This window comes from Pseudomonas sp. AC532, from assembly GCF_979258965.1.
Genome location: NZ_OZ409888.1, coordinates 105987 through 122704, shown reverse-complemented (window position 1 = coordinate 122704; position 16718 = coordinate 105987). Strand labels below are relative to the sequence as shown.

Genomic DNA, 16718 nt, shown 5'->3' with positions numbered 1-16718 from the left:
CTTAATAAGTACGAACTTTGGGTTCAAACGCCGGGACCGTCTTCGGCGAGAAGTTGACGTCACGCTTGGTCACGCGCTTCTCACCCGGGAAGTACAGGCTGTGGCACAACCAGTTGGTATCGTCACGGTCCTCGTAGTCTTCACGGGCGTGTGCGCCGCGGGACTCGGTACGGGTATCGGCGGCGATAGCAGTGGCTTCGGCGACTTCCAGCAGGTTCTGCAATTCCAGCGCTTCGATACGCGCGGTGTTGAAGGCCTGGCTCTTGTCAGCGATCTTGACGTTGGCGATGCGCTCACGCAGATCAGCCAGCTGGGTAATGCCCTTCTTCATGTATTCGCCGGTACGGAATACGCCGAAGTAGTTCTGCATGCACTGCTGCAGCTCTTTACGCAGCGGCGCAACTTCTTCACCGGTGCTGCGCTCGTTGACGCCGGACAGGCGCTTGAGCGACAGCTCGATATCGGTGGCGCTGGCACCGCGGACTTCCACGCCTTCCTTCAGCGCTTTTTCCAGGTGCAGACCAGCGGCGCGGCCGAACACGACCAGGTCGAGCAGCGAGTTGCCGCCCAGACGGTTGGCACCGTGAACCGATACGCAGGCCACTTCGCCAACCGCGAACAGACCGTCGATGATGCGGTCGACGCCATTGGCGTCCTGGGTGATCGCCTGACCATGAATGTTGGTGGCAACGCCGCCCATCATGTAGTGGCAGGTCGGGATCACGGGAACGGGCGCAACGACCGGGTCAACGTGTGCAAAGGTCTTGGACAGTTCGCAAATGCCCGGCAGGCGGCTGTGCAGCACTTCCTCACCGAGGTGATCGAGCTTGAGCAGTACGTGGTCCTTGTCAGGGCCACAGCCATTACCGGCAATAACTTCCTTGACCATGGAGCGGGCCACCACGTCTCGACCGGCAAGGTCTTTGGCGTTGGGCGCATAACGCTCCATGAAACGCTCGCCATGGGCGTTGATCAGGTAACCACCCTCACCCCGGCAGCCTTCGGTGACCAGCACACCCGCGCCGGCGATGCCGGTCGGGTGGAACTGCCACATCTCGATGTCCTGCACCGGCACGCCAGCACGCAGCGCCATGCCGATACCGTCACCGGTATTGATCAGTGCGTTGGTGGTCGAGGCGTAGATACGGCCAGCACCGCCAGTGGCCAGAACCACGGCCTTGGAGCGGATGTAGACGGTTTCGCCGGTTTCGATGCAGATGGCGATGACGCCAACCACTGCGCCGTCCTGGTTCTTGACCAGATCGACTGCGTACCACTCGTTGAGGAACGAGGTGCCAGCCTTCAGGTTGGCCTGGTACAGCGTATGCAGCAACGCATGACCGGTACGGTCGGCAGCGGCGCAGGTGCGCGCGGCCTGAGTCGGGTTGTCCGGCCCTTTGGACTGGCCACCGAACGGACGCTGATAGATGCGGCCCTGCTCGGTACGGGAGAACGGCAGGCCCATGTGCTCGAGTTCGAACACCGCTTCCGGGCCGACGGAACACATGTATTCGATCGCGTCCTGGTCACCGATGTAGTCGGAGCCCTTGACGGTGTCGTACATGTGCCAGCGCCAGTCGTCGTTCGGGTCGTTCGAGGCAATGGCGCAGGTGATACCACCCTGGGCCGATACGGTGTGCGAACGAGTCGGGAAGACCTTGGTGACCACTGCGGTTTTGTGACCGCCTTGCGCAAGCTGCAGCGCAGCGCGCATACCGGCACCGCCACCACCGACGATGATGGCGTCATAGGAAAGAGTACGAATGCTAGTCATGAATCAGAAACCCCAAAGAATCAGCACGCCCCAGACGAAGAACACGAACATGGCGATGCCACATACGGCCTGGAACAGAAAACGCACAACGGTGGCCCACTTGCCCAGCGCGGTCGGCGTCAGGTAGTCGGTGGAGATCGTCCACATGCCTACCCAGGCGTGAACGCCCAGCGCGACGAGGGTCAGCAAGCTGAAGATGCGCATTGCATTATTGGAGAACAGACCATGCCATTCGGCGTAGCCCATGCCTGGATTCAGGACGATGTAGCCCAGCAAAAACAGGACATAAGCCGCGAGAACGACCGCAGAAACACGCTGTGCCATCCAGTCATAGAGGCCCGAACGCGAGAAATTCGTGACATTAGTTACCATATCCACACCCCCAGCAGCACGATCACGATCGCCGATACGACGAGAACGATTTTGGAACCCAGCTTGCCGCCTTCCAGCGTCTCACCGACTCCAGCATCCATGATCAAGTGGCGCACACCGGCCACCAGGTGGTACAGCAGAGCGGACAGCAGTCCCCAGATCACGAACTTGGCCAGCGGGCTGGTCAAGCATTCTTTCACCTGAGCGAAGCCTTCTTCCGATGACAGCGATTTGTCGAGCCCGAACAGCAGCACGGCAATGCCGAGAAAAAGGATCACGCCGGATATACGGTGAAGAATGGACGTGTAAGCAGTGACTGGGAGTTTTATCGTCCGAAGGTCTAAGTTTACAGGTCGTTGGCTATTCACGGCTTTATTATCACACTGAGAGCCCCAGCTATCAGGGCTGAGTTGTCGGGAAGCGCACTGGTCAGGTACCCATCACCCAAGGAGTGACAACCACCAGAATCCGGGCCTAAAGCCCTTGGCAGTCGGGCGCAGAGTATAGACAGTTAGGTCGCTAATGACAACGCGCATACCTCGACCTTCTACCGATTGCATCCACCTAGGAAAAGGCGTAATAGGCCGCGCGGTTTTGTCGCACATAGCACGCTCAAACCCTTCTATTACCTGGGTTTTCGCAAATTGACTTTCAGATTCATAACACTATAGTGGTGCGGGCCCTGCGTGGGGGGCCGACTGATGATTCCAAGCATAACTAGGAGGCCAAACATGGCTGACAAAAAAGCGCAGTTGATCATCGAGGGCGCAGCCCCCGTAGAGCTGCCCGTTTTATCCGGCACCGTTGGCCCTGATGTGATCGACGTGCGGAGCCTGACTGCCACGGGCAACTTCACTTTCGACCCCGGCTTCATGTCGACCGCCTCGTGCGAGTCGAAGATCACCTACATCGATGGTGACAAGGGCATCCTGCTGCACCGCGGCTATCCCATCGAGCAGTTGGCCGAAAAAGCCGACTACCTGGATACCTGCTACCTGCTGCTCAACGGCGAACTGCCGGACGAAGAGCAGAAAGCGGCATTCGTCAGCACCATCAAGAACCACACCATGGTTCACGAACAACTGAAGACCTTCTTCAACGGCTTCCGTCGTGACGCCCACCCGATGGCCGTCATGTGTGGTGTGGTTGGCGCCCTCTCGGCCTTTTACCACGACTCCCTGGACATCAAGAACCCGCAGCATCGCGATATTTCCGCGATGCGCCTGGTCGCCAAGATGCCGACCATCGCCGCCATGGTGTACAAGTATTCCAAGGGCGAACCGATGATGTACCCGCGTAACGACCTGAGCTACGCGGAAAACTTCCTGCACATGATGTTCAACACGCCGTGCGAGACCAAGCCGATCAGCCCGGTGCTGGCCAAGGCGATGGACCGCATCTTCATCCTGCATGCCGACCACGAGCAGAACGCCTCCACCTCCACGGTGCGCCTGGCCGGTTCGTCGGGTGCCAACCCGTTCGCCTGTATCGCTGCCGGTATCGCGGCGCTCTGGGGCCCGGCGCATGGCGGTGCCAACGAAGCCGTTCTGGCGATGCTGGACGAGATCGGTGACGTGTCGAACATCGACAAGTTCATCGCCAAGGCCAAGGACAAGGACGACCCCTTCAAGCTCATGGGCTTCGGGCACCGCGTCTACAAGAACTTCGACCCCCGCGCTCAGGTCATGAAGCAGACCTGCGACGAAGTACTGGCCGAGCTGGGCATCAACGACCCTCAGCTGGAACTGGCGATGAAGCTCGACGAGATCGCCCGCAACGATCCGTACTTCAAGGAACGCAACCTGTACCCGAACGTCGACTTCTACTCGGGCATCATCCTCAAGGCGATCGGCATCCCGACCAGCATGTTCACCGTGATTTTCGCCCTGGCGCGCACCGTCGGCTGGATCTCGCACTGGAAGGAAATGCTCTCCAGCCCTTACAAGATTGGCCGTCCGCGCCAGCTGTACACCGGCCCGACCAAGCGCGATATCAAGTAATACGCCAGCGTTGAATAGCCTGTGAACTGAAAGCCCATATCCTCGGATATGGGCTTTTTCGTTTCTACTCGCGCCGATCAGGCCTTATCATGACGCCCTGTCCACGAACCCGGGCCGTTCATGAAATTCGCCATCGCCCTGTTTTCGCCTCCTTCCGCGCCCTCCTCCCGCCGCGCCCTGCGCTTCGCTGAAGCCGTGCTGGAGGGTGGCCACGAGATCGTGCGCCTGTTCGTCTATGGCGATGGCGTGCACAGCGCCTCGGGCAATGTGGTCAGCCCCCAGGATGAAACCGATGTGGCCCACCAGTGGCGCGAATTCATCGGTACCCGCCAGCTCGACAGCGTGGTGTGTATTGCCGCCGCCCTGCGCCGCGGTGTACTCGACGAGGCAGAAGCGCTGCGCTATCAGCGCCAGGCAGCCAACCTGCCGGCACCCTGGATACTTTCCGGACTCGGGCAACTGCACGAGGCGGCGCAACTGGCCGATCGCCTGATCTGTTTTGGAGGCGACTGAATGAGCCGTTCGTTGCTGATCATCAGCCGCAGGGCGCCATGGAGCGGGCCAAGCGCCCGTGAGGCGCTGGATATCGCCCTGGCGGGCGGCGCCTTCGATCTACCCATCGCCATGCTGTTTCTCGACGATGGCGTTCTGCAACTGGCGCCTGCCCAGAAGGCGCAAGCCGTTCAGCAGAAAGACCTGACCGCCAACCTGCAGGCGCTGCCGATGTTTGGCGTCGAGTCGCTCTACGCCTGCGCCCACAGCCTCGCACTACGCGGCGTGAACGACACCACGCTGGCCGTCGAACGCCTGGACGCAGACGGCCTGCGCGCCCTTATCGACCGCTACGACCAGGTGATCACCTGCTGATGACGACCCTGCACGTTGTATCAACCTCACCGTTCAGCGACGATCGCCTGGACAGCTGCCTGCGCTTGCTGGGCCGTGGCGACGGCCTGCTGTTGTGCGGCGATGCCACTTACGCCGTGCAACCGGGCAGCCGTCACGCCGACGCACTGGCGGCGCTGCCCGGCGTAGGGCTGTATGCCCTCGACGAAGACCTCCAGGCCCGTGGGCTGCAGCCTGCGGTAGCCGTCGAGCAGGTGGACTATCCGGGTTTCGTCGCCCTCGCCTGCCGTTTCAGCAAGGTGAATACCTGGTTATGAACACCCTGATCATCGATGACCGTCACATCGAGTTGGACAAGGACGGCTACCTGGTCGATCTGCAGGACTGGTCCGAAGACGTCGCCAACGCGCTGGCCGAGCGCGAAGGCTTGCGGCTGAGCGACGAGCATTGGGAAATCCTCGGGCTGCTGCGCGCGTTCCACGACGAGTTTCAGCTGTCGCCCGCCAACCGCCCGCTGATCAAGTACACAGCGCTCAAACTCGGCCCTGACAAGGGCAACAGCCTGCACCTCAATCGCCTGTTCAATGGCACTCCCGCCAAACTCGCCGCCAAGCTGGCGGGCCTGCCCAAGCCGACCAATTGCCTATGAACCTGATCACCCCAGCCGAACACCCTTTTGCCGTTTTCGTGCGCATTCTCGGCAAGGGCAAGCGCGGCGCCCGCAACCTGACTCGTGAGGAAGCCCGCGACGCCATGGGCATGATCCTTGACGGTGAGGTCGAGGATGCCCAACTGGGCGCCTTTCTGATGCTTCTGCGCCACAAGGAAGAGAGCGCCGAGGAGATGGCCGGCTTTACCGAAGCGGTGCGTGCGCGCCTGCCGGCACCCGGCATCGCAGTGGATTTCGACTGGCCCACCTACGCCGGCAAGAAACGCCACCTGCCCTGGTTCCTGCTGGCCGCCAAGGCACTGGCGGCCAGCGGCCTGCGCATCTTCATGCATGGCGGCGGTGCGCACACCGCCGGGCGCCTGTACAGCGAGCAATTGCTCGGCGAACTGGACATTGCGCTGTGCCGTAACTGGGGCGAGGTTTCGCACCACCTGGATAACGGCAACCTGGCCTTCATGCCGCTGGGCGACTGGATGCCCGCGCTGCAGCGCATGATCGACCTGCGCAACGTGCTGGGCCTGCGTTCGCCGATCCACTCCCTGACGCGCATCATCAATCCGCTGGCGGCGCGTTGCGGCCTGCAGAGCATCTTCCATCCCGGCTATCAGGCAGTTCATCGCGAGGCCAGCCAACTGCTGGGCGATCACGCCATCGTGGTCAAGGGCGACGGCGGTGAAATCGAGCTCAATCCGGATGCGATCTGCCATTTGTATGGCACGCAGGATGGCGAGAACTGGGACGAGGACTGGCCGATGCTCGCCGAGCGCCGCCACGTCAAGCCGGAACGCCTGGACACCGCGCATCTGCGCGCCGTATGGCGGGGCGAGGCCGAGGATGCCTATGGTCAGTTGGCGATCATCGCCACCATGGCCCTGGCATTGCGCGGCCTGGGCTTGCCGCGCGAGGCGGCGTTCGCCGAGGCGCAAGTACGCTGGCAGGCCCGACACATGTCGAACCAGTCGATTCGCTGAACTCGGTTTTTAGGTGTTCTGTCGATAGCTGACTGGGTAGAGTTCCAGCCACTAGCTGACAGGGGAAATAACCAACATGGGCTTACTGATCGAAGGGCAATGGCACGACCAGTGGTACGACAACGGCGCCGGTGGCCGCTTCAAGCGCGAAAACGCACAGCGCCGTAACTGGATCACCGCCGACGGCTCGCCGGGGCCGTCTGGCGATGGGGGCTTCGCGGCTGAAGCGGGTCGCTACCACCTCTACGTATCCCTGGCTTGTCCCTGGGCCCATCGCGCGCTGATCCTGCGCAGCCTCAAGGGGCTCGACGAGCTGATCGATGTATCGGTGGTCAGTTGGCTGATGCGCGAGAACGGCTGGACCTTCGACACCGCGCACGGCTCCACTGGCGACGCGCTGGATGGCTTCGACTTCCTGTATCAGCGCTATACCCGCGACGACCCCGACTACACCGGCCGGGTGACCGTGCCGCTGCTGTGGGACAAGCAGCAACAGCGCATCGTCAGCAACGAATCCGCGGAGATCATCCGCATGTTCAACTCGGCGTTCGACGGGCTGACCGACAACCGCCTGGATTTCTACCCCGAGGCCTTGCGCGGCGAAATCGACGCGCTCAATGCGCGCATCTACCCGAGCGTCAACAACGGTGTGTACCGCGCCGGGTTCGCCACCACACAGGTCGCCTACGAGGAAGCCTTCGGCGAACTGTTCGGCGAGCTGTCGGTACTGGAAACCCGCCTCGGCCAATCACGCTACCTCACCGGCGACTACCTGACCGAGGCAGATTGGCGACTGTTCACCACCATCGTGCGCTTCGATGCGGTGTACCACGGCCACTTCAAGTGCAACCTGCGACGCATCGCCGACTACCCCAACCTCAGCAACTGGCTGCGCGAGCTGTACCAATGGCCGGGCGTGGCAGCGACCGTGGACATGTGGCACATCCAGCACCACTACTACGCCAGCCACCAGACCATCAACCCTACCGGCATCGTGCCCAAAGGTCCGGCGCTGGAATTCGATGCGCCCCACGACCGCGAGCGCCTGCCGGGCAAGGGCGTATACCGCCACGGGTAACCAGCACCTGGCCTTTAGCCTGGGTTAGCCGCAGGCGTAACCCGGGATTGTTGGCGCGCCATGAAGATCCCGGGTGTCGCTGCGCTCGACCCGGGCTATGAATCGTGGTTAATCCTCGCCTTCTTCGAGCTGCTGCTCGTCCCAACCACCGCCCAGCGCGGTGATCAGTTGCACGCTGGCCGTCAGGCGGCTGCCCAGCAGTGTCAGCGCGTTGCGCTCGTTGCTCAGCGCGGTGGCCTGCACGTTGACCACGCTGTTGTAGTCCACCGTGCCGGCGCGGTACTGGTTTTCGATCAGGCGCAGGGATTCGCGTGCGGCGTCCAGCGCCTGAGCCTGCACCTCGGCCTCGCGGCCCAGCACGCGTTGCTGCACCAGGTAATCCTCGACCTCGCGGAAGCTGTCGAGCACCGCCTGACGGTATTGCGCGACCGTCTGGTCGTAGGCTGCTTCGACCCGCTCGCTCTCGGCGCTGCGCCGCCCACCATCGAACAGCGTCAAGGCCAGTTGCGGCCCCACCGACCAGAAGCGGTTGGGCAGGTTGATCCAATCGGCAAAGCTGCTGCCGCGATACCCGCCCGTCGCGGACAGGGTAAGGTCCGGGAACCAGGCGGCCTTGGCCACACCGATCTCGGCGTTCGCGGCGATCACCCGACGCTCGGCAGCCGCCACGTCGGGGCGGCGCTCCAGCAATAGCGAGGGCACGCTCGCCGGCACTTGCGGCAGCGCAGGCAGGCTTTCCCGACGGGCGATGCTGACCTCGCTCGGCGGCACGCCGATCAGCACCGCGATGGCATGTTCGAGCTGCGCGCGCTGCCACTGCAGGTCAATGGCCTGGGCCTCGGTGCTACGCAGCTGGGTGAGGGCCTGGGCAACGTCCGAACGCGGCACGATGCCGGCCCGGTACTGGTTTTCGGTAAGGCGCAGCGAACGCTGATAAGCCTCCACCGTCGCATCGAGCAGGCGCTGCTGTTCATCCAGCACGCGCAATTGCAGGTAGCTCTGCACCAGTTCCGATTGCAGGCTCAGGCGCAGCGCAGCGAGGTCGGCAGCACTGGCTTCGAACGCGGCCCGGTTGGACTCCAGGCCGCGCCGCAATCTGCCCCACACGTCCAGCTCCCAGCTGGCATTGAGACTCAGGTCATAATTCTTGGAAATGCTCGCCGAGTTGGAACCGCCAATCGCGATGCCATCGGAAGTGCGCAGCGTGCTCTCGCCACCGCCCTGCCCGGCGCGGGTCATCCCGGCGCTGGTCGACAGTGTCGGGAAGAATGCTGCGCGGCCACCGCGCAGCAGCGCGCGGGCCTGGCGATACTGAGCTTCGGACGCCGCCAGGTTCTGGTTGGAGACGTTCAGACGCCCCACCAGTGCGTTCAGCTCGCCGTCGCCATACAGCTCCCACCAGGCGCCACGTTCCAGTGCGTCGGCAGGCACCGCGGCCTTCCAGCCTTCGGCCTGCTTGAACTGCGCCGGCGTAGTGATTTCCGGGCGCTGATAATCCGGGCCGACGGCGCAGCCGGCCAGGGCGACGCTCAGCGCCAGCAGAGCAAATGTGCGGCGGGTTGCATGAGTCATAAAGGCGTTTCCAGAGCAGCATCGGTGCGCACGCCACGCCAGCGGTTGACCCGGTGGCGCAGGCGGTCGAGATAGAGGTAAACCACCGGGGTGGTGTAGAGCGTGAGCAACTGGCTGAGAATCAGCCCGCCGACGATGGTGATCCCCAGTGGCTGGCGCATTTCCGAGCCTTCGGCGCTGCCGAGCATCAGCGGCAAGGCGCCGAGCAAGGCCGCCAGCGTGGTCATCATGATCGGCCGGAAGCGCAGCAGGCAGGCGCGGCGAATGGAGTCGGCCGGGCTCATGTGTTCGTTGCGTTCGAGTTGCAAGGCCAGGTCGATCATCAGGATGGCGTTCTTCTTCACCACGCCAATCAGCAGGAACAGGCCCAGCAGCGAGATCAGGCTGAACTCGGTGTTGAGCAGTTGCAGCGCCAGCAACGCGCCGACCCCCGCCGACGGCAGCGTGGACAGAATGGTCAGCGGGTGTACGTAACTTTCGTAGAGAATGCCGAGCACGATGTACACCACCACCAGCGCCATCAGGATCATCCACGGCTGGTTCTGCTGCGTTTGCTGGAAGGCCGCGCCAGTGCCGCCCAGGGTCCCCTGCACCTCGGTGGGCAGGCCGATGCGCGCCACGGCGCGGTCGATGGCCTGGGTGGCCTGATCGAGACTCACACCCTCGGCCAGGGAGAAACCGATGTTCTCCACCGCGAACTGTCCCTGGTGGCTGATGCGGTCGTCTTCCAGGCTGCGTTCCCAACGGGCGATCGCCGACAGCGGCACCCGCGCACCGTCGGCGGTTATCAGCTGGATCTGCGTCAGGGCCTCGGGGCTCTGGGCATGACGCGGGTTGATTTCCATGACCACGCTGTACTGGTTGAGGCTGTCGTAGATGGTGGAAATCTGCCGCTGGCTGAACGCATTGTTGAGCACCCCGGTGACCAGGCTCATGTCGATACCCAGTCGCTTGGCCTCGTCCCGGTCGACCACCAGGCGGATCTGCGGCGCGCCGCCATCCTCGCTGGCGTCGATGTCGGTGAGTTCCGGCAGCGCGCGCAACGCCTCGCGCACCTTCGGCAGCCATTCGCGCAGCGCGTCGAGGTCGCCGGACAGCAGCATGTACTCGTTTTCCGAACTGCGCCCCTGCCGCCCGCCGACCTGCAGGTCCTGATCGGGCATGAGGAACATCCGCCCGCCGGGGATCTTCGGGGCATTCTTGCGCAGCCGGTCGATCACCTGCTGGGCCGACAGGTCACGCTCGCCCAGCGGCTTGAGACGCACGATCATGATCGCGTTGTTGATCCCGCTGCTGCCACCGATGAAGCCGGCCACGCTATCCACCGCCGGGTCGGCCAGAATCGACCGGCGATAGGCCTCCATCTTGGGTTGCATCACCTGAAACGACAGACCGTTGTCGCCACGGATGAAACCCATCAGTTGCCCGGTGTCCTGCTGCGGCATGAAGGTCTTGGGAATGCTCACGAACAGGAACAGGTTCAGGGCGATGGTCGCGAACAGGCTGATCAGCATCAGCAGCGAATGGCGCAGCGCCCAGTCCAGGCTGCGCTCGTAGGCCTGCATGATGCGCGCGCCCATCACCTGCAGGCGCCCTGGCCGCTTTTCTTCGCGCTCCGGCTCGGGTTTCAGCCAGCGCGCGCAGAGCATCGGTGTGAGGGTCAGCGAGACCAGCAGGGAGATGACGATGGCCACCGCCAGGGTGATGGAGAACTCGCGAAACAGGCGCTCCACCAGGCCACCCATGAACAGGATGGACAGAAATACCGCGACCAGCGACACGTTCATCGACAGCAGCGTGAAGCCGACCTCGCGCGAGCCCTTGAAGGCCGCCGCCATCGGCGTTTCGCCGGCTTCGATGTGACGGGAAATGTTCTCCAGCACGACGATCGCATCATCCACCACCAGGCCAGTGGCGATGATCAGTGCCATCAGTGACAGGTTGTTCAGTGAGAACCCCAGCAGGTACATCGCCGCGAACGAACCGACCAGCGACACCGGCACCGCCAGCGCGGGAATCAGCGCCGCACGCCAGCGACCCAGAAAAGCGAACACCACCAGAATCACCAGAGCCACGGCGATCAGCAGGGTGTGCTCGGCCTCCTTGAGGGTGGCACGTATCACCGGCGAGCGGTCCATCGCCACTTCCAGGTTGGCGCTGGCGGGAATCACCCCGCGCAGTTCCGGCAACAAGGCGCGTATGCCGGCCACGGTCTCGATGATGTTCGCCCCGCTCTGCCGGTTCACCACCACCAGCACGGCCTGCTTGTCGTTGTAGAAACCGCTGTTGTAGCGGTCCTGCACGCCGTCGCTGACTTGGGCCACATCGCCGAGGCGGATCGCCGCCCCGTCCTGATAGCGAATGATCATCGGCACGTAATCGGCGGCGCGCTCCAACTGGTCGTTGGCCTGCACCTGCCAGTGACGATGCCCGTCCTCGACGGCGCCCTTGGGCCGCTTGGCATTGGCCGCGGCGATGGTCGCGCGCACGTCATCCAAGGCCACCCCGTACTGGTCCAGCAGGCGCGGCTCCAGCGCCACGCGCACGGCGGGTAGCGAGCTGCCACCGATCTGCACCTCGCCGACGCCGGTGACCTGGGAAAGCTTCTGGCCAACGATGGTCGAGGCGACGTCGTACAGCTGGCCCTTGTCGAGCACTGTGGAGGTCAGCGACAGCACCATGATCGGTGCCTGGGACGGATTGATCTTGCGGTACGTGGGCATGCTGCGCATGCCGCTGGGCAGCAACTCGCGGGACGCGTTGATCGCCGCCTGCACCTCGCGGGCGGCGGCGTTGATGTCGCGGTCCAGATCGAACTCGATCATGATCCGCGTGCTGCCCTGGCTGCTGTTGCTGTTCATCTGGCTGACACCGGCGATGGCCCCCAGGGAGCGCTCCAGCGGTGTCGCCACGGTGGCGGCCATTACCTGCGGGCTGGCACCAGGCAGGCTGGCCTGCACGGTGATCACCGGAAAATCCATGTTCGGCAGTGGCGCCACCGGCAGCAGACCAAAGCTGACGCCGCCGAGCAGCATGATCGCCAGGCTCAGCAGCAACGTCGCCACCGGGCGGCGGATGAAGGGTGCCGAGAGGTTCATGCGCGCTGCACACCGGCCGCGCTACGGCCGCTGAAACGTCGCGCCAGGCGGTCGAAATACAGGTAGATCACTGGCGTAGTGAACAGCGTGAGCACCTGGCTGAGCAGCAGGCCACCGACCATCACCAGGCCCAGCGGCTGGCGCAGCTCGGCGCCGGAGCCGGAAGCGAGCATCAGCGGTATGGCGCCGAACAGCGCAGCCAGGGTGGTCATCAGGATCGGCCGGAACCGCAACAGCGCCGCCTGGTAGATCGCATCGTGGGGCGTCATGCCCTGGTGCCGCTCCGCCTCCAGGGCGAAGTCGATCATCATGATCGCGTTCTTCTTGACGATGCCGATCAGCAGAATGATGCCGATGATCGCGATCAGCCCCAGGTCGTTGCCCGTCAGCAGCAGCGCCAGCAACGCGCCGACCCCGGCCGAGGGCAGCGTGGAGAGGATGGTGATCGGGTGGATGTAGCTCTCGTAGAGCACGCCAAGCACGATATACATGGTGACGATAGCCGCCAGGATCAGTAGCAGAGTGGACGACAACGAGGCGCGGAACGCCTCGGCGGCACCCTGGAAGTTGACCTGCACGCTGACCGGCATCTCGATTTCCTGCTGCACGCGCTCGATCACCGCCACCGCATCGCCGAGGGCGACACCGGGACTGAGGTTAAACGACAGCGTGGCCGCCGGAAACTGGCCGATATGGTTGATCAACAGACTCGCCGCCCGTTCCTCGACCTGAGCCAGCGAGGACAGCGGCACCTGCCCGCCTTCGGCGGTCGCCACGTGGATCTGACGCAATGCCGCCGGGCCGATGCTGCCCCCATCGGCACTCTCCAGCACCACCCGGTATTGGCTGGATTGGGTGTAGATGGTGGAGATCTGCCGCTGGCCAAAAGCGTCGTAGAGGGCATCGTCGATAGCCGACACGCTGACCCCGAGCCGCCCGGCCAGGTCGCGGTCGATTCTCAGGTACGCCTGCAACCCGCGGGTCTGCAGGTCGCTGGTCACGTCACTGAGTTCCGGCTGCTGGCGCAGCGCCTCGACCAGCTTGGTCGACCAGGTTTCCAGCAGCTCGGGATCGGGCGTTTCCATGCTGAACTGGAACTGGGTACGGCTGACCCGGTCCTCGATGCTCAGGTCCTGCACCGGCTGCAGGAACAGCTCGATACCGCTCAGCTTGGCCAGCGCCGGGCGCAACCGCTCGATCACCTCGGCGGCACTCACGTCACGTTCGGCATGCGGCTTGAGGTTGATCAGCATGCGCCCGCTGTTCAGCGTCGGGTTATCACCGTCCACGCCAATGTACGAGGACAGGCTGACCACCGCCGGGTCCTTGAGGATCACGTCGGCCAGGCGCTGCTGGCGCTCGCTCATGGCCGCGAAGGAAATCGACTGCGGCGCCTCGGAAATGCCCTGGATCACCCCGGTGTCCTGCACCGGAAAAAACCCCTTGGGCACCGCCAGGTACAGCACCACGGTCAGGGCCATGGTGCCGATGGCGACCAGCAGGGTCAGCGGCTGGTGGCGCAGCACCCAGCGCAGGCCGACCGAATAGCGCTCGATCATGCGATCGATAACCGCCCCACTGGCCTTGTAGAAACGGCCCTGCTCGGCTTCCGGTTCGTGCCTGAGCAGGCGTGCGCACATCATCGGCGTCAGCGTCAGGGAAATCGCCAGGGAGATCAGGATCGCCACCGCCAGGGTGATGGCGAACTCGCGGAACAGGCGCCCGACTACATCGGCCATGAACAGCAGCGGAATCAGCACGGCGATCAGCGACAGGGTCAGCGACACCAGAGTGAAGCCGATCTGCCGGGCGCCCTTGAGCGCGGCATTGAGTGGCGTCTCGCCGTCTTCGAGGTGGCGGGCGATGTTTTCCAGCATGACGATGGCATCGTCCACCACGAAACCGGTGGCGATGGTCAGCGCCATCAGCGTCAGGTTGTTGACCGTGAAGCCCGCCAGGTACATCACGCCAAAGGTGCCGATCAGCGACAGCGGTACCACCACCGACGGGATCAGCGTCGCCGACACCTTGCGCAGAAACAGGAAGGTGACCATCACCACCAGGGCGATGGCCAGCATCAGCTCGTGCTGCACGTCGCGCACCGCGGCGCGGATGGTCTGGGTGCGGTCGGTAAGGACCGTGACCTCGACGCTGGCCGGCAACCCCTCGGTGAGGTTGGGCAACAGTGTCTGGATACGGTCCACCACATCGATGACGTTGGCGCCAGGCTGGCGCTGTACGTTGATCAGCACCGCCGCGTTGCGATTGGCCCAGGCAGCCAGGCGCTGGTTCTCGGCGCCGTCGACGATCTGGGCGACATCACGCAGGCGCAGCGCGCCGCCGTTGGCGTAGGTGAGGATCAGGTTGCGGTACTCGTCGGCCGAGCGCAGCTGGTCGTTGGCGTCGAGCTGGGTGACGCGCGTCGGGCCGTCGAAGTTGCCCTTCGGCTGATTGACGTTGCTGGCATTGATCAGCGTGCGCACATCCGACAGGTTCAGGCCATAGGCTGCCAGGGCCTGCGGGTTGACGCGAATGCGCACGGCCGGGCGCTGGCCGCCGGCCAGCGACACCAGGCCTACGCCAGTGGTCTGTGCGAGCTTTTGCGCCAGGCGGGTGTCGACCAGGTCATGGACCTGGGGCAGCGGCAGCTCCTTCGAGGTGACTGCCAGGGTCAGCACCGGGGTATCGGCCGGGTTGACCTTGTTGTACACCGGCGGCGCCGGCAAGTCGTTCGGCAACAGGTTGGTGGCACCGTTGATCGCCGCCTGTACCTCCTGCTCGGCCACGTCCAGCTGCACGTCCAGGTTGAAGCGCAGGGTAATCACCGAGGCGCCCCCGGAGCTGGTCGAGGACATCTGCTGCAGCCCGGCCATCTGCCCGAACTGGCGTTCCAACGGCGCGGTCACCGCGCTGGTCATCACGTCAGGGCTGGCACCGGGGTACAGGGTCATCACCCGAATGGTCGGGTAATCGACTTCGGGCAGTGCCGAGACCGGCAGCAGCCGATAGGCGATCACACCACTCAGGAAGATCGCCAGCATGATCAGCGTGGTGGCGACCGGGCGCAGGATGAACAGGCGGGAGACGTTCATGAAGCGCTACGCACCCGCGGCGCCGTTTCCTCGGTAGGTGACGGCTCGCGCGTGCCCTCGCCGATCACCTCGACCTTGTTGCCGTCACGCAGCCGGTCGGTGCCCTCGACCACCACGCGCTCGCCCGCGGCGACACCCTCCTCGATCACCGTCAACTCGCCATCGCTGGGGCCGACCTTGACCGCCCGGACCTGCACCTTGTCTTCTGCGTCGATGGCGTACACGAAGGTGCCACTGGCGCCGAACTGCAGCGCGGCGACCGGTACCAGCAAGGCATCCTCACGAACCGACACCTGCAAACGGGTGTTGACGAACTGGTTGGGGAAGAGCGTCTCCTCGGCGTTCTCGAAACGTGCCTTGAGCCTGACGGTACCGGTGGTGGTGTCGATCTGGTTGTCCAGGCTCTCCAGCACGCCGTCGGCCAGCTTGCTGGTCTCGCCGCGATCCCAGGCCTGCACGATCAGCGTGCGATCATTGCGTACCTGCGCCAGTACCGCTGGCAACTCGGCCTCGGGCAGGGTGAAGGTGACGGCGATCGGCAGCGTCTGGGTGATCACCACGATGGGATCGGTATCGCCGGAGCTGACCAGGTTGCCCTGGTCGATCTGACGAATGCCCAGGCGGCCATCGATGGGCGCGCGCACCTTGGTGAAATCCAGGTTCAGCTTGGCCTGCGCCACGGCCCCCTGGTTGTTCTGCAACGTGCCGCGGTACTGGTTGACGAGTGCTTCCTGGGTATCCAGGGTCTGCCGGGCGATGGAGTCCTCGGCGAACAGACCGCGGTACAGCGCCAGGTCCTTTTCGGCATTGCGCAATTGCGCCTGGTTTTCCGCCAGGGTGCCCTGGGCCTGCTGCAGGGCAATTTCGTAGGGGCGCGGGTCGATCTGAGCCAGCACATCGCCGGCCTTGACCGGCTGGCCGTCCTTGAACAGGATCTTCACCAACTGGCCGTCCACCCGGGCGCGCACATTGGCAGTGTTGTAGGCGGTCACCGTGCCAAGGGCCTTGATGACGATGGGAAAGTCCCGCGACTCGACGTGGGCGATGCGCACCGGCACGTTGTTGAAGCCCCAGCCCATGTCGCCCTGCGGTGCGGGTTTGGCCGGCCAGAACCACCAGATAAGACCAACGACAGCCGCGAGCAGAAGCAGGCCGATGAACCACTGACGTTTGGAGGATGGAGCATTGCGCGTTGTGTTGACTTCGGACATGGGCCAATCGCTTTCGGGAAGAGCGTGAACGATA

14 protein-coding genes are annotated in these 16718 nt (G+C 63.9%); 7 read left to right on the top strand and 7 right to left on the bottom strand.

Annotation, left to right across the window (positions count from 1 at the left end):
* Window position 1: 1 nt before the first annotated feature.
* Genes sdhA through sdhC form a run of 3 tightly spaced genes read right to left on the bottom strand, consistent with a single transcriptional unit; the run spans window position 2 to window position 2514 of the window.
* On the bottom strand, window positions 2–1774 hold the full coding sequence (gene sdhA / locus ACZ0AV_RS00590; protein WP_499149236.1) for a succinate dehydrogenase flavoprotein subunit: 1773 nt from the start codon (window positions 1772–1774) through the stop codon (window positions 2–4).
* A gap of 3 nt (window positions 1775–1777) precedes the next feature.
* Window positions 1778–2146, bottom strand: coding sequence for a succinate dehydrogenase, hydrophobic membrane anchor protein (gene sdhD, locus ACZ0AV_RS00585; RefSeq protein WP_499153253.1), 369 nt, complete (start codon window positions 2144–2146; stop codon window positions 1778–1780).
* Window positions 2140–2514 (bottom strand): succinate dehydrogenase, cytochrome b556 subunit, encoded by a 375-nt coding sequence (gene sdhC, locus ACZ0AV_RS00580; RefSeq protein WP_070883123.1) that lies wholly within the window; start codon window positions 2512–2514, stop codon window positions 2140–2142. The genes sdhD and sdhC overlap by 7 nt, the downstream gene beginning before the upstream one ends.
* A 363-nt stretch (window positions 2515–2877) precedes the next feature.
* Between sdhC and gltA the strand changes: the two genes are divergently transcribed.
* The 7 genes from gltA to ACZ0AV_RS00545 all read left to right on the top strand — a co-directional run bounded on the left by gltA (window position 2878) and on the right by ACZ0AV_RS00545 (window position 7711).
* The gene (gltA, locus tag ACZ0AV_RS00575) at window positions 2878–4146 is read left to right on the top strand and encodes a citrate synthase (RefSeq protein ID WP_042553721.1); all 1269 of its coding nucleotides are present in this window, start codon (window positions 2878–2880) and stop codon (window positions 4144–4146) included.
* Between the two features lie 120 nt (window positions 4147–4266).
* A complete protein-coding gene (tusD, locus tag ACZ0AV_RS00570; protein ID WP_499149235.1) occupies window positions 4267–4659 on the top strand; it encodes a sulfurtransferase complex subunit TusD in 393 nt (130 codons plus the stop codon).
* Window positions 4660–5013, top strand: a complete 354-nt coding sequence (gene tusC, locus ACZ0AV_RS00565; protein WP_499149234.1) for a sulfurtransferase complex subunit TusC — start codon at window positions 4660–4662, stop codon at window positions 5011–5013.
* Window positions 5013–5309, top strand: a complete 297-nt coding sequence (tusB, locus tag ACZ0AV_RS00560) for a sulfurtransferase complex subunit TusB (RefSeq protein ID WP_499149233.1) — start codon at window positions 5013–5015, stop codon at window positions 5307–5309. Before tusC ends, tusB begins: the two co-directional genes overlap by 1 nt.
* Window positions 5306–5641 carry a TusE/DsrC/DsvC family sulfur relay protein gene (locus tag ACZ0AV_RS00555; protein WP_499149232.1) on the top strand — a complete coding sequence of 112 codons (336 nt, stop codon included), beginning with the start codon at window positions 5306–5308 and terminating at the stop codon, window positions 5639–5641. Before tusB ends, ACZ0AV_RS00555 begins: the two co-directional genes overlap by 4 nt.
* Window positions 5638–6633 carry a glycosyl transferase family protein gene (locus ACZ0AV_RS00550; RefSeq protein ID WP_499149231.1) on the top strand — a complete coding sequence of 332 codons (996 nt, stop codon included), beginning with the start codon at window positions 5638–5640 and terminating at the stop codon, window positions 6631–6633. The genes ACZ0AV_RS00555 and ACZ0AV_RS00550 overlap by 4 nt, the downstream gene beginning before the upstream one ends.
* A 76-nt stretch (window positions 6634–6709) precedes the next feature.
* Window positions 6710–7711, top strand: a complete 1002-nt coding sequence (locus tag ACZ0AV_RS00545) for a glutathione S-transferase family protein (protein ID WP_499149230.1) — start codon at window positions 6710–6712, stop codon at window positions 7709–7711.
* Window positions 7712–7819: 108 nt separating this feature from the next.
* Here ACZ0AV_RS00545 and ACZ0AV_RS00540 read toward each other — a convergent pair whose 3' ends face one another.
* From ACZ0AV_RS00540 to ACZ0AV_RS00525, 4 genes are read right to left on the bottom strand one after another with little or no spacing between them, the layout of a single operon-like run.
* Window positions 7820–9283, bottom strand: coding sequence for an efflux transporter outer membrane subunit (locus tag ACZ0AV_RS00540; RefSeq protein ID WP_499149229.1), 1464 nt, complete (start codon window positions 9281–9283; stop codon window positions 7820–7822).
* A complete protein-coding gene (locus tag ACZ0AV_RS00535; protein ID WP_499149228.1) occupies window positions 9280–12381 on the bottom strand; it encodes an efflux RND transporter permease subunit in 3102 nt (1033 codons plus the stop codon). Before ACZ0AV_RS00535 ends, ACZ0AV_RS00540 begins: the two co-directional genes overlap by 4 nt.
* Window positions 12378–15473, bottom strand: coding sequence for an MdtB/MuxB family multidrug efflux RND transporter permease subunit (locus ACZ0AV_RS00530; RefSeq protein ID WP_499149227.1), 3096 nt, complete (start codon window positions 15471–15473; stop codon window positions 12378–12380). The genes ACZ0AV_RS00535 and ACZ0AV_RS00530 overlap by 4 nt, the downstream gene beginning before the upstream one ends.
* The gene (locus ACZ0AV_RS00525) at window positions 15470–16684 is read right to left on the bottom strand and encodes an MdtA/MuxA family multidrug efflux RND transporter periplasmic adaptor subunit (protein WP_499149226.1); all 1215 of its coding nucleotides are present in this window, start codon (window positions 16682–16684) and stop codon (window positions 15470–15472) included. Before ACZ0AV_RS00525 ends, ACZ0AV_RS00530 begins: the two co-directional genes overlap by 4 nt.
* Between the last annotated feature and the right edge of the window lie 34 nt (window positions 16685–16718).

What these genes read in the sequence shown, in the direction of transcription:
- sdhD (WP_499153253.1), bottom strand. Translation starts at nt 2,146, where the DNA reads ATGGTAACTAATGTCACGAATTTCTCGCGTTCGGGCCTCTATGACTGG.
- ACZ0AV_RS00525 (WP_499149226.1), bottom strand. Translation starts at nt 16,684, where the DNA reads ATGTCCGAAGTCAACACAACGCGCAATGCTCCATCCTCCAAACGTCAG.
- ACZ0AV_RS00550 (WP_499149231.1), top strand. Translation starts at nt 5,638, where the DNA reads ATGAACCTGATCACCCCAGCCGAACACCCTTTTGCCGTTTTCGTGCGC.
- ACZ0AV_RS00530 (WP_499149227.1), bottom strand. Translation starts at nt 15,473, where the DNA reads ATGAACGTCTCCCGCCTGTTCATCCTGCGCCCGGTCGCCACCACGCTG.
- ACZ0AV_RS00555 (WP_499149232.1), top strand. Translation starts at nt 5,306, where the DNA reads ATGAACACCCTGATCATCGATGACCGTCACATCGAGTTGGACAAGGAC.
- ACZ0AV_RS00540 (WP_499149229.1), bottom strand. Translation starts at nt 9,283, where the DNA reads ATGACTCATGCAACCCGCCGCACATTTGCTCTGCTGGCGCTGAGCGTC.
- gltA (WP_042553721.1), top strand. Translation starts at nt 2,878, where the DNA reads ATGGCTGACAAAAAAGCGCAGTTGATCATCGAGGGCGCAGCCCCCGTA.
- tusB (WP_499149233.1), top strand. Translation starts at nt 5,013, where the DNA reads ATGACGACCCTGCACGTTGTATCAACCTCACCGTTCAGCGACGATCGC.
- ACZ0AV_RS00535 (WP_499149228.1), bottom strand. Translation starts at nt 12,381, where the DNA reads ATGAACCTCTCGGCACCCTTCATCCGCCGCCCGGTGGCGACGTTGCTG.
- tusC (WP_499149234.1), top strand. Translation starts at nt 4,660, where the DNA reads ATGAGCCGTTCGTTGCTGATCATCAGCCGCAGGGCGCCATGGAGCGGG.
- ACZ0AV_RS00545 (WP_499149230.1), top strand. Translation starts at nt 6,710, where the DNA reads ATGGGCTTACTGATCGAAGGGCAATGGCACGACCAGTGGTACGACAAC.
- tusD (WP_499149235.1), top strand. Translation starts at nt 4,267, where the DNA reads ATGAAATTCGCCATCGCCCTGTTTTCGCCTCCTTCCGCGCCCTCCTCC.
- sdhA (WP_499149236.1), bottom strand. Translation starts at nt 1,774, where the DNA reads ATGACTAGCATTCGTACTCTTTCCTATGACGCCATCATCGTCGGTGGT.